11 protein-coding genes are annotated in these 12015 nt (G+C 55.5%); 9 read left to right on the top strand and 2 right to left on the bottom strand.

Translation table 11 applies throughout. From position 1 onward, the window contains the following. Positions 1-8 precede the first annotated feature (8 nt). A complete protein-coding gene (locus ABCN01_RS00185; protein WP_342996457.1) occupies positions 9-425 on the top strand; it encodes a hypothetical protein in 417 nt (138 codons plus the stop codon). Between the two features lie 541 nt (positions 426-966). Continuing rightward, on the top strand, positions 967-1950 hold the full coding sequence (gene xerA, locus ABCN01_RS00180) for a site-specific tyrosine recombinase/integron integrase (RefSeq protein ID WP_342996458.1): 984 nt from the start codon (positions 967-969) through the stop codon (positions 1948-1950). Here xerA and ABCN01_RS00175 read toward each other — a convergent pair. Further along, on the bottom strand, positions 1919-2476 hold the full coding sequence (locus tag ABCN01_RS00175) for a restriction endonuclease subunit S (protein ID WP_343014134.1): 558 nt from the start codon (positions 2474-2476) through the stop codon (positions 1919-1921). The two genes, xerA and ABCN01_RS00175, sit on opposite strands and share 32 nt — an antisense overlap. A gap of 130 nt (positions 2477-2606) precedes the next feature. Here ABCN01_RS00175 and ABCN01_RS00170 point away from each other — a divergent pair, with 130 nt between their 5' ends. From ABCN01_RS00170 to ABCN01_RS00145, 6 genes are read left to right on the top strand one after another with little or no spacing between them, the layout of a single operon-like run. Continuing rightward, a complete protein-coding gene (locus ABCN01_RS00170) occupies positions 2607-4106 on the top strand; it encodes a type I restriction-modification system subunit M (protein WP_342996460.1) in 1500 nt (499 codons plus the stop codon). Next, positions 4096-5586 carry a type I restriction-modification system subunit M gene (locus ABCN01_RS00165; RefSeq protein WP_342996461.1) on the top strand — a complete coding sequence of 497 codons (1491 nt, stop codon included), beginning with the start codon at positions 4096-4098 and terminating at the stop codon, positions 5584-5586. The genes ABCN01_RS00170 and ABCN01_RS00165 overlap by 11 nt, the downstream gene beginning before the upstream one ends. Position 5587: 1 nt before the next feature. Beyond that, on the top strand, positions 5588-6127 hold the full coding sequence (locus ABCN01_RS00160) for a restriction endonuclease subunit S (RefSeq protein WP_343014132.1): 540 nt from the start codon (positions 5588-5590) through the stop codon (positions 6125-6127). Next, positions 6124-6687 carry a restriction endonuclease subunit S gene (locus ABCN01_RS00155; protein WP_343014131.1) on the top strand — a complete coding sequence of 188 codons (564 nt, stop codon included), beginning with the start codon at positions 6124-6126 and terminating at the stop codon, positions 6685-6687. Before ABCN01_RS00160 ends, ABCN01_RS00155 begins: the two co-directional genes overlap by 4 nt. Then, positions 6684-7820 (top strand): restriction endonuclease subunit S, encoded by a 1137-nt coding sequence (locus tag ABCN01_RS00150; RefSeq protein ID WP_343014130.1) that lies wholly within the window; start codon positions 6684-6686, stop codon positions 7818-7820. Before ABCN01_RS00155 ends, ABCN01_RS00150 begins: the two co-directional genes overlap by 4 nt. After that, a complete protein-coding gene (locus ABCN01_RS00145; protein ID WP_342997053.1) occupies positions 7813-10725 on the top strand; it encodes a type I restriction endonuclease subunit R in 2913 nt (970 codons plus the stop codon). The genes ABCN01_RS00150 and ABCN01_RS00145 overlap by 8 nt, the downstream gene beginning before the upstream one ends. Positions 10726-10950: 225 nt before the next feature. Here ABCN01_RS00145 and ABCN01_RS00140 read toward each other — a convergent pair whose 3' ends face one another. Beyond that, on the bottom strand, positions 10951-11430 hold the full coding sequence (locus ABCN01_RS00140; RefSeq protein WP_343014128.1) for a hypothetical protein: 480 nt from the start codon (positions 11428-11430) through the stop codon (positions 10951-10953). Here ABCN01_RS00140 and ABCN01_RS00135 point away from each other — a divergent pair. Further along, positions 11423-11857 (top strand): hypothetical protein, encoded by a 435-nt coding sequence (locus ABCN01_RS00135; protein ID WP_342997051.1) that lies wholly within the window; start codon positions 11423-11425, stop codon positions 11855-11857. The two genes, ABCN01_RS00140 and ABCN01_RS00135, sit on opposite strands and share 8 nt — an antisense overlap. Positions 11858-12015: the final 158 nt, after the last annotated feature.

Below are 12015 nucleotides of genomic sequence, written 5' to 3'. Positions count from 1 at the left end.
GAGTCCGTATGGACAATTTCTCTGTGCGCAGCGAGCGCAACTTCCACAACCTGGTCGTCAAACCAAAACGAATGCATCTTCTGGACAAGCCGAACGGCTATGCCTCGGCCATGGTCAAGAGCAGCCTCTCCCACCAGATGCGCTTTACCGTGCAGGTGCTCGAGGAAGAGCTCTGCACCGCCGGCGACCCGCACGTACCGCAGATCAAGCTGCTCGGAAACGATTCGCGCGAGCCGTCCAGCTGGAAGCTGTTTGCCGACGGCGCGTGCGTTGCGGACGGGTCCGGCGCCTTTGTTATGGATGCTATCGACCAGGGCATGATACAAGCCTGTAAGACATGGGGAGATCACGACGAATTTGCCGACATCGCAGAGGCAATCGTTCTAAGCAAAGCTGCATTTGATATCAACGAGCGCGCTTGTTAGACGCTTTCATATATCACATGGACAGTTGGTCGATTCCACGCCCAGCTCTTGATCGAGGGCATAATCGCAGCCGGAGTAGACCCGATGCTAGAGGATCTTCTCCGCGCTTCTGCGTAGACTTATCAAGCGCTCCGCCAACAAAGATGCATCCACCAAAACGACATGGGGCGTGCTCGCCTTGTATCGACCCCGCCCAACCCCGTCGATGTGACCGCAATCTCAAACAACCGCCAGCACCATCCACCCGCACAGGAGAGGCGATGAACACAGAGTGAACCCCTCGCTCTCGCTCAATTCGTAAACTTCATCAGTGTTTCCACATCCCCATCAAAAGAATCCGAAAGACATCCCCCGCTAAGAAAACGCTCCTGAGCATCTCACTCTGTAGGCAAAGCCGCGCCGGAGTGATGCAGAGGTCCGTGCGGGCTTTCACGGGCCCCCTTGACACTGCCTAGCGGAAGTGCCACCCGGCATCCCTTCCATAACGCACGGGTAAACAAAAGAAAATAGCGCCACCCACCACGCAAGGAAGGACGCCGCCATGGACCTCACGAAAACAGCCAGAGAAATTACCCGCCTCATGCTCCCCTACCTGACCACGCAGCAGAACCGCCAGCTCAAAAAGGTTTTATCGCACTGCCTTTTCGATGAAAGCCAACTAGCTGAAGACGGCCGCGACGGTGAAAGCGAATCATTCCTAGATCTATTTCTGTCTGCAAAACGCCTCGAAGGCTGCTCGGATAGGACCATCTCCTACTACGAAACCACCATCAATAAAATGCTTGAATCATTCGATACGCCAGCTTGCGACCTTGGAACCGAAGAGATCAGGTCCTATCTTTCCGACTATCAGCAAAAAGCCGGCGTCAGTCGCGTCACCGTCGACAATGTCCGAAGAATCATCTCAAGCTTCTACTCATGGCTCGAAGACGAGGACCATATCATTAAGAGCCCGGTTAGACGCATTAAAAGAGTCAAGGCTCCGCAACCCATAAAGGAAACATATAGCGATGAAGTCGTTGAGATTCTTTGCGATAACTGCGGGTCGCCCCGAAACCTTGCCCTGATCGACCTGTTGCGCTCCACGGGCATGCGCGTGGGCGAACTCGTCTCGTTGGACAGGAGCTCCATCGACACCATCAATCGTGAGTGCATCGTACACGGCAAGGGAAATAAGGACCGCATCGTCTATTTTGACGCAAAGACTAAAGTCCATATTGAGAATTACCTGTCAACCCGAATGGACAGCTCGGAAGCACTCTTCGTGTCGAGCAAGGCGCCACATGAGAGGCTACAAATTGGCGGCGTCGAGGCGCTGCTTAGAAAACTGGGGCGCGAGCTTGATTTAGGAAGGGTCCACCCTCATAAGTTCAGAAGAACACTTGCTACAAAAGCAATCGACAAAGGCATGCCCATCGAACAAGTCCAGGTGCTCCTCGGGCATAAAAAAATTGATACCACATTAAGGTACGCAATGGTTGACCAACGAAACGTCAAAGCATCCCACCGCAGATACCTAACTTAAATTTCGATTTGTCGACCGAGGTGGCAAAGTCGGCGAACTCCTGCTGGAGCTCGAGAGGCGGAACAAGAAGCTTGATATTGCCGAGAGCCGTTTGGTTGATCTTGAATGTTCCGTTGGTGGTTTTCGCCGATGCTTCGATTTGCTTGCGAGTCGAAAGCTGATTCCAAGCACACCGTAAATAAGGCAAGATGATTTGCTCTTGTTTAATCCTTGCCGCGATCATTGTGTCAGGGAAAACCATATCTTTCATTGGTACATTTGAGTATTCGCCTGTTCCAACCAGATGCTTGTTTCCATTGCCCCGGCAAACATAGAAATCTTCATTTGAGACGCACTTATCGGCAGGAGGTTCCTCCGAAAAGAAGCCGTCTTTCCACGCTGACGAGTCGAAGCGCCCCTGGGTTATGGCGGATAGAGTAAGAACCTTCGAACGATGCGATCCTGACTTCGATGGAGACAGGCCGTTTCTCATCGACGACACGAGAGTCGAAAGGCGGCTGCTCGGATATTCTTTGCCCTCGAACATCTCGACAAATTGTGATTTACAACCGAAGACCGTCTGAATGAACGACGATGCGCAGGAGATTTACCATGACAAATATGACGGTATAATCACTAGAGCTGTAATTTCATTTTTTGAGCTCATAGGTACCTGAATGCCAGAAGAACCGATAAGCAAATCCGAACTGGGAAACCACCTGCTTGGGGCCTGCGATATCCTGCGCGGCCCCATCAACCAAGACGAGTACAAGAGCTACATCACGCCGTTGCTCTTCTTCAAGCGAATCTCCGATGTCTACGACGAGGAGACCGCCGATGCCCTGGAGTTTTCAGGAGGCGACGAGGATTACGCCGCCCTACCCGAGAACCACAGCTTCGAGGTACCAGAGGGTTGCCATTGGCAGGACGTCCGCGACACCGGAGCGAACGTCGGCAAGGCAATCGTCGACGCCATGGTAGGCATCGAGCGCGCCAACCCCGACACCCTCAGCGGCCTTTTCAGCAGTTTCGACGATGCAAGCTGGACGGACAAGGGCAAGCTCTCCGACGAGCGCCTGAAGGACCTCGTCGAGCACTTCTCAGCAAAGAAGTTCGGCAACAGGAACTATAGCGCCGACATGATGGGCGACGCCTACGAATACCTGATCAAGAAGTTCGCCGATATGCAGAAGAAGAACGCCGGCGAGTTCTATACCCCACGCGAGATCGTCAAGTTGATGGTCTCCCTGCTTGAGCCGAAGCCCGGCGAGACCGTCTACGACCCAGCATGCGGCACGGGCGGCATGCTCATCGAGGCCGTCCGGCAAATGGACAACTCAAAGCTCGCCTACGGCAAGCTCTACGGCCAGGAGAAGAACCTCAGCACGTCCGCTATAGCGCGAATGAACCTCTACCTTCACGGCGCGAAGGACTTCCGCGTTGCCCAGGGCGACACCTTGCGCGAGCCCGCCTTCCGCGACGGCAATGTGCTCAAAACCTTCGACTGCGTCCTTGCGAACCCTCCGTTCTCCCTTAAGAACTGGGGCTCTGATGAGTTTGCCTCGGATCCGTGGGGCCGTAACGTCTGGGGCGTTCCCACCGACAAATCGGCAGACTTCGCCTGGGTGCAACACATGGTCTGCTCCATGGACAAGAAGAACGGCCGTTGCGCCGTAGTTCTACCCCAAGGAGCGCTGTTCCATGGCGGCAAAGAGGGTGCCATACGCAAGGAGCTTATCAAGTCGGACAAGGTTGAAGCCGTTATCGCGCTCGCAAGCGGAGTCTTCTACAGCACCGGCGTATCTGCTTGCGTGCTGTTCCTCAGAAACGAGAAGTCCACCGAGCACCAGGGACGCGTTTGCATTATCGACGGCAGCAAGATCTTCACCGCCCAGCGTGCGCAGAACATGATCTCGGAAGAGGACGCACGGGAGATGCTCTCCCTCTACCGCTCCTATGAACCCGTCATCGAGAAATGCGCCATCGCAACACTCGCCGACATCGAGCGCGAGGGATACGTACTCTCGGCGAACAACTACATCGAGAGGAAACGCGAGAAGGTCGAGCCACCGGCAGAGACCAGAAAACGCTTCTACGACCTCATCCAGAATACAAGAGAGTCGGAGGAGAAGTTCCTCGATCTCCTCGTGAAGGGAGGTTACGTCGATGGAAAGTAGAATCCCCCAGGAGGAGCTCAACAACCATCTGTGGAACGCGGCAGTGCTGCTCCGTACCTACATCGACGCCGGATCGTACAAGCAGTACATCTTCCCGTTGCTATTCTTCAAACGCCTCTCCGACGTCTACGATGAGGAAACCGACGAGGCCCTGAAGGCCTCTGGCGGCGACGAAGAGTTCGCAGCCCTGCCCGAGAACCACAGCTTCGCCATTCCCGACGGTGCCCATTGGGCCGATATCCGAGAAACCACTGAGAACGTCGGCAAGGCCATCGTCGACGCCTTTCGCGCCATAGAGGCGGCCAACGACTCCAAGTTGCGGGGCATCTTCGGTGACGCTGCCTGGACCAACAAGAAGCGCCTTCCCGATCGTCTGCTCAAAGACCTGATCGAACACTTCAGCGCCAAGACTTTGTCCATCGCCAACTGCCCTGAAGACGAGCTCGGCCAGGGTTACGAGTACCTGATCAAGAAGTTCGCAGACGACTCGGGGCACACGGCCCAGGAGTTCTATACCAACCGCACGGTCGTCCACCTGATGACCGAGATCCTTCAACCCAGGCCGGGCGAGTCCATCTACGACCCCACCTGCGGCAGTGCCGGCATGCTCATCTCCGCCATCGCCCATCTCAAGCAGCACGGGGAGGAATGGCGCAACGTCCACGTCTACGGGCAGGAGATCAACCAGCTCTCATCCGCCATCGGCCGTATGAATCTGTTCCTTCACGGCGTCGAGGACTTCGAAATCGCCAACGACGACACACTGCGTCACCCCACCTTCCTCGAAGCGGGCAAGCTGCGCACCTTCGACATGGTGCTCGCCAATCCTCCCTACTCCATCAAACAGTGGGATCGCGAGTCGTTCGCATCCGACCCCTATGGCCGCAACTTCCTCGGCACGCCCCCGCAGGGACGAGCCGACTATGCCTTCATCCAACACATCCTCAAGAGCATGGACCCGAAGAGCGGCAGGTGCGCCATACTTCTCCCCCACGGCGTACTCTTCCGTAACGAGGAATCGGAGATGCGCGAAAAGCTCGTGAGAAGCGATCTCGTCGAGGCAGTCATCGGACTCGGTGCAAACCTCTTCTTCAACTCGCCCATGGAGGCCTGCATCCTCATCTGCCGCAGCGAGAAAGCGCCGAACCGGCGCAAGGAGATACTGTTCGTGGACGCCTCTGCCGAGGTAACCCGCAAGAACGCGCAAAGCTACCTTGAGCCTCGACACATCCAGAGAATCGTCGAGGCTTACCGATCTGACGAAGACATCGAAGGTTTCTCATCCCACGCATCGTTTAGTAAGATCGAGGACAACGCTTTCTCGCTCTCCATCCCTCTGTACGTGAAGCCCTCCGATGATGAAAACACTGACGATAGAAGCATCGAGGAAACGATAGGGAGCTGGAGAACCGCCTCCACAGAGGCCGCGTCCCTGCTCGATGATATTGCTGCGAAATTGCATGAAAACGATGGTGAGTAACATGACCCACGTTTGCCTGGGCGATGTGGCCCACGAAATTAAACAGAAGGTCCCTGTGGGGCAAGAGCTGCCGACGGTCGGCCTTGAGCATCTGGACCCCGGCGAGGTCGAACTCGCCCATTGGGACGAAGGTGTCGAGACCACCTTCACTAAGGCTTTCTCAAAGGGGCAGGTGCTGTTCGGGCGTCGCAGGGCATACCTGCGCAAGGCTGCCGTCGCCCCATTCGACGGAATCTGCTCTGGCGACATCACCGTCATCGCCCCCAAGGACAACCTCTCTCCGAGGCTGCTCCCGTTCATCATCCAGAACGACGCCCTATTCGAGCACGCCGTCACCAATTCGGCAGGCTCCCTCTCGCCAAGAGTCAAGTGGCAGAGCCTTTCGCAATTTGAATTCGAGCTTCCCAGCATCGCTAAGCAAGAAGATCTTGCCGACATACTCTGGACCGCACAAGAAACGAGGTCTCACTACAGGCAGCTACTTACAGCCTGCGATGACGTCGTCAAATCACAATTTGGTTGCCGGGGGTGCGCGGCATGACGAAGTATCTATTCGGCGACCTCGTGCGCAACTGCAAAGAAAAGGTCGATCGAGACAACAACCCATACGAGTATTTCGTTGCCGGCGACCACATGGAAAGTGAGAGGCCCAAGCTTACAATGCGAGGGCGATTTGACGAAGCCGACGTCGGCCCTGCCTTCATCAGAATATTCAAGCCAGGGCAAGTCCTGTATGGATCTAGGCGTACTTATCTCAAGAAAGTTTCCGTTGCCGATTTCGAGGGCGTGACGTCCAACGTGACGTTCGTTCTTGAAACCAAGGATGAGTCCATTCTTCCTCAGAGGCTTCTTCCGTTCCTGCTGCTCTCCGATCGTTTCACTAGCTACTCGATTGGCAAATCAAAAGGTTCCACCAACCCTTACGTCCTGTTCTCCGATCTTGCGGACTTTGAGATAGACCTTCCAGAACCGAAAACAGTCGCCGAGATTGCTGACATTATGTGCGCTGCCGAGCGGCTTAAGGAAGACTATCGTTCGCTAATTGCAACCTGCGATGACGTTGTTAAATCACAATTTGGTTGCCGGGGGTGCGCGGCATGACAAGGTATAGATTCGACCAGATAGCCGAGAACAGCACCGCCAGGAAAAAACCCGAGGAAAGCGATCGCAACCGGTACGTTGGGCTGGAGCACCTTGATCCGGGCACTCTTGAGGTGACCCGTTGGGGCGCCGAGGTTACTCCCAAGGGCGACAAACTGCTCATGAAGAAAGGCGATGTCCTGTTCGGCCGCCGAAGGGCCTATCAGAAGAAGGTCGGCATAGCGCCCTTCGATGGCATCTTCTCGGCTCACGGGATGGTGCTGCGCCCGAAGGCCGATGTCGTCGATCCGATGTTCTTCCCGTTTTTCATCAGCTCCGGCATATTCCTTGACGAGGCAATACGGGTCTCCGTCGGCTCTCTTTCGCCGACGGCAAACTGGAAAGATCTCCGGACCTTGGAATTTGATTTGCCCTCGCTGGGAAAACAACGCGAGCTTGCCGGCATCCTCTCGGAAGCCGAGAGCCTCAAAGGGCATTATCGTAAGCTGCTCACGACCTGCGACGACGTCGTCAAATCACAATTTGTCGAGATGTTCGGGGATCCTATCGACAATACATTTCATAAGCCCATCGCAAGTTTCTCCGATCTAGGAAAGTGGCAAAGTGGCGGAACCCCGGCACGTTCAAACACCGCTTATTTCGAAGGGGATATTGATTGGTATTCAGCCGGCGAGCTTAATGGATTTCACCTTCGATCGTCTATTGAAAGAATAACGATCGAGGCATTGAATCAATCCGCGGCAAAACTGTATCCGGCAGGCTCCCTTCTCGTTGGAATGTATGATACCGCCGCTCTAAAGATGGGGGTTCTTGATAAGGCCGCCGCATCAAATCAGGCATGCGCCTGTCTGATCCCCAATGATTCGGTTCTCGTTGAATGGCTTTATACGGCAATCTCGATAATGAAGCCTCATCTGCTTGGTCAAAGAAAGGGATGCCGTCAAAAGAACCTTAGCCTAAAAACGATCAAAGGGTTCAATCTTCCCATTGCTGATAAAGCGGAGCAAAGGGACTTTGCTGTATTTTTCCATTCAGTCGACAAATCGAAATTTGCTGTACAAAAGGCCCTCGACGAGTTGAACGCCACGACTAAGAAGATCTTGAACCAGGAGTTAGGACTCGGAGATGTTTAACGAGGACAACACCATCGAGCAAATGAGCGTCGAGGCGCTTGCCAGCCTTGGCTGGAGATACGTGGCCGCCGAAGACCTCCCGCGCCGCCATGCCGACGTCATGGTCGAGCCCATGGTCAAGGACGCCCTCATCAGGCTTAACCCGGAGATCGCAGAAGACCCCGATCGCGCCGACGAGATCATCTACCGACTCAGGGCCCTCATTCAGTCCACAAGTCCGCAGAACCTGGTCTCCACCAACGAGCGGTTCAAAAAGCTCATCATCGAGGAGAACTCATTCCCCTACGGCAAAGACGGTCGCATGGTCCCCATCCGCTTCTTTGGCACGGCGGCGGACGGCGATCTTGGCAAAAACGAGTACATCGTCACCAACCAGTGGGTCTACCCCCAGGAGCAGGGCGGCAAGCGCCTCGACCTCGTCCTTCTTGTCAATGGATTTCCGCTCGTCATCGGCGAGTTCAAGACGCCGGTGCGCGATTCGATAACCTGGCTCGACGGCGCTGGCGACATCGCTAAATATGAGAAGAGCATCCCGCAGATGTTCGTCTGTAGCGCGATCAACTTCGCCAGCGAAGGAAAATGCTATCGCTACGGGTCAGTGAACATGCCTCCCGAGATGTGGGGACCCTGGCATGAGGGCGACAAGAAGAGCGAGGGCACACTTGCCGACGTCAAGAGAAGCATGGCGTCCATGCTAACCCCCACGAACGTCATGGACATCTTCCAGTTCTTCACGCTCTTCGCCACCGACAAGAAGCATCGACGCATCAAGCTGATCTGTCGCTACCAACAGTTCGAGGGTGCGAACCTCATCGTGGACCGCGTCCGCGCAGGATACCCGAAGCGTGGCCTCATTTGGCATTTCCAGGGCTCAGGAAAGTCACTGCTCATGGTATTCGCCGCCCAGAAGCTGCGCATGGTCCCCGAACTCAAGAACCCGACCGTCGTCATCGTGGATGACCGAATCGACCTCGAGACCCAAATCACGGGGACCTTCAACGCATCCGATATCCCCAACCTCGCAAGCGCCGGCAGCAAGGAAGAGCTTGAGTCCTTCTTTAAGCAGGACATGAGAAAGATCCTCATCACCACCATCTTCAAATTCGGCGAGGTTGCGGGGACGCTCAACGAGCGCGAGAACATCATCCTCATGGTCGACGAGGCGCACCGCACCCAAGAGGGCGACCTCGGCGAGAAGATGCGACTCGCCTTGCCAAACGCCTTCTTCTTCGGCTTGACCGGCACGCCCATCAACCGAACCGACAAGAACACGTTCCACACCTTCGGTGCCAAAGAGGACAAGTCCGGCTACATGAGCCGCTATTCCTTCGCCGACTCCATCCGCGACCACGCCACATTGCCGCTCCATTTTGAAACCGTTCCCGTCGAGCTCCACGTCAACCAAGAGGTCGTGAACGCCGCCTTTGACGAAATGACCCGAGACCTCAGCAAAGAGGACAAGGCGGAACTCACCAGGCGCGTCAAGATCGAGTCCGTCATGAAGGCCCCGGACCGCATCCACAAGGTATGCGAACACATCGCCAAGCACTTCAAGTCAAAGGTTGAGCCCGACGGCTTCAAGGCGCAGGTAGTCTGCTACGACCGAGAGTGCTGCCTGCTGTATAAGGAGGAGCTCGACAAGCTCTTGGGCGCTGATGCAGTCACCATCGTCATGGATACGAACAACGACAAGGAGGACCGGTACAAGGCATATCGTCGCGATCGCGATGCCGAGGAAAAGCTCCTTGACCGTTTCCGCGACCCGGACGATCCGCTCAAGATTCTCATCGTCACTGCGAAGCTGCTCACTGGGTTCGATGCGCCCATCCTGCAAACTCAGTACCTTGACAAGCCCTTACGCGACCACACGCTATTGCAGGCAATCTGTCGAACCAACCGCGTCTACAACGACAAGAAGACATTCGGTCTCATAGTTGACTATATCGGCCTCTTCGACAACGTCGCCAAGTCCCTGCACTTCGACGAGGCCGAGGTGCAGAAGGTCATAACCAACATCGACGAGGTAAAGGCCGAACTACCCAGGCTTATGCATTGCTGTCTTGAGTACTTCTCAACGGTCAGAGACCGCCGCAACGCGGATTGGGAGTCCCTTCTCGAAGCTCAACAATGTCTGCCAACGACAAAGGTGAAAGACCAGTTTGGGGCCGACTTCTCGGTCTTGAACAGAGCGTGGGAAGCCCTTTCGCCCGATTCGTGTCTCAATCCCTACAAGCCCGATTTCATCTGGCTCTCGCAGGTCTACGATTCCGTGAGACCGGTAGACAATCGCGGGAAGCTCATCTGGGCAGCGCTCGGGCCCAAGACAATCGAGCTCGTGCACGAGAACATCACCGTCGAGAGAGTCCGAGACGATGACGACATCCTTGAACTCGACGAGGACATGATCGAGCACTTCATCAACGACAAGAGCAATACCGAGAAGATCACACGTAAGCTGGAGATAGATCTCGTCGCACGAATCCGCAAGCACGATAAGAATGGCAAGTTCCAGAAGCTCGGCGAGCGTCTGGAGGACCTGAGGGAACGTCACGAGCAAGGTCTTATCAACAGCGTCGAGTTCCTCAAGATGCTCATCGACCTCGCCAAAGAAGCACGAGCCGCCGAAAAGGAAGTCGTGCCCGAGGAAGAGGAGGACAAGGGAAAGGCTGCTCTCACTGAGCTCTTTAACGGCATCAAGAACGGCGACACGCCTATCATCGTCGAGAACATCGTCAATGACATTGACGAGATCGTTAAGATAACTCGCTTCGACGGTTGGCAGGCAACCACAGCAGGCGTCAAAGAGGTCAAGAAGCAGCTACGCGCCATTCTTTGGATGCGCTACAAGCTCAAAGACCAGGCTCTTTTTGATAAGGCGTATTCGTATATCGAACTCTACTATTAGGCAACAGAAGACAGGTCTCTAGGGACGCTCCGCATTACCATTTCATAGGATGTGGAGCGTCCCAATTTGAACAAGTAACGTCTTGCGATGGGCGAATGTTGCAGTCCCAATGGCTCGATAACCCTTTCATAGTCTGGTGTTTAAATCTTCGCTAGAAGCCATCCACACTTTGCAGTTAATTGATTCCTTCTTCGCAGGCGAAAACGACAATATTGTCCGCTCCGCCTACTTCCCCTCCGCCTTCAGCTTCAGTAGCAAGTCGCCCAGCTCGGGGCACTTGCTGGAAAGGCGCGTCTGAGCTCGCTCGCCCATCCCCCATCGCTGGCGGACTTCCTGGGCGCGCGGACTCACGCGGTAGTCCCCGTCCATCACCTGCTTGAGCAGCTTGGCGGTCACGCGCGCATCGGCCAGGGCGCTGTGGGCGTGGCCCGTCGACTCGTCGAACTCGATGCCAAACCACGTCGCCACGTCGCCCAACGAGACGCACCCGTGGCTGCCCACGTCCATGATCGAGGTATAAAACGCCTGCAGGTCGGCCCAGTCCGTAGGAAATGCGGAAAGGTCGATGTGCTTTGCCTGGCACTCGGTCAAAAGCTGTCGACGATCCGTCCCGCTCCAGCAAACTATCTGGACGGAGTAGCGACCAATCCAATCGCCGAGCCTTTTGATAACCATACAGAGCGGATCGGCCATCGCGGTGTCCACGGCCGATATCCCTGTGAGCTCGCGAACGGGAACAAACGCCTTCGGTAAATTCCATCTGCATAAACTGCGAGAACTCGCCCATCACATTGCCGTGGTTATCGAGCTTAACCGCGCCGACCTCGATAATCTCGTTGCGCAACCCGCGGCGCTGGCGCTGCCTTGGCACCGGCGCAAACTCGAAGTCGAGCACAATCTGACGCGCAAAGTTCGTCGTATCGATAGCCGAGATGCACGGCGTCTTTTTGTCTGGCACGGTCAGGGCCTTTCTCCGTTGCCTGCCGCTTGCTACATAGGCGGCTACATTGCCGTAAGGATAGGCGCCCGTGCGGACACAAAAGCGGGGTGCAACGCCATGCGCCGGTCGCACGCCATGCAGACCGCCCCAAGAGAGTCGCCCGCTCTATTCAAATGCATGAAAAAGATTTAGGCCCGGTGACTTGAATCAGCGGTCATCCCGGGCCCATCAGAGCTCGTAGAGCTCTTGGTTGCTTTGGTCTCGCTCTTCACGGCGCTTATCGAACTTTCCGAGGCACTCAAGCAGCATTCGAAGCATAACAAGTCGCTGCCATTAAGGCACTGACCTCT

Source organism: Collinsella aerofaciens (assembly GCF_039062365.1).
In the GTDB taxonomy this organism is placed as follows: Bacteria; Actinomycetota; Coriobacteriia; order Coriobacteriales; family Coriobacteriaceae; genus Collinsella.
Note: the sequence above shows the minus strand (reverse complement) of the source record. Positions and strands in the feature narration are given on the sequence as shown.

Coding starts and splice junctions, on each gene's coding strand:
- ABCN01_RS00150 (WP_343014130.1), top strand. CDS start 6,684: ATGACAAGGTATAGATTCGACCAGATAGCCGAGAACAGCACCGCCAGG.
- ABCN01_RS00185 (WP_342996457.1), top strand. CDS start 9: ATGGACAATTTCTCTGTGCGCAGCGAGCGCAACTTCCACAACCTGGTC.
- ABCN01_RS00165 (WP_342996461.1), top strand. CDS start 4,096: ATGGAAAGTAGAATCCCCCAGGAGGAGCTCAACAACCATCTGTGGAAC.
- ABCN01_RS00160 (WP_343014132.1), top strand. CDS start 5,588: ATGACCCACGTTTGCCTGGGCGATGTGGCCCACGAAATTAAACAGAAG.
- ABCN01_RS00145 (WP_342997053.1), top strand. CDS start 7,813: ATGTTTAACGAGGACAACACCATCGAGCAAATGAGCGTCGAGGCGCTT.
- xerA (WP_342996458.1), top strand. CDS start 967: ATGGACCTCACGAAAACAGCCAGAGAAATTACCCGCCTCATGCTCCCC.
- ABCN01_RS00170 (WP_342996460.1), top strand. CDS start 2,607: ATGCCAGAAGAACCGATAAGCAAATCCGAACTGGGAAACCACCTGCTT.
- ABCN01_RS00175 (WP_343014134.1), bottom strand. CDS start 2,476: ATGTTCGAGGGCAAAGAATATCCGAGCAGCCGCCTTTCGACTCTCGTG.
- ABCN01_RS00155 (WP_343014131.1), top strand. CDS start 6,124: ATGACGAAGTATCTATTCGGCGACCTCGTGCGCAACTGCAAAGAAAAG.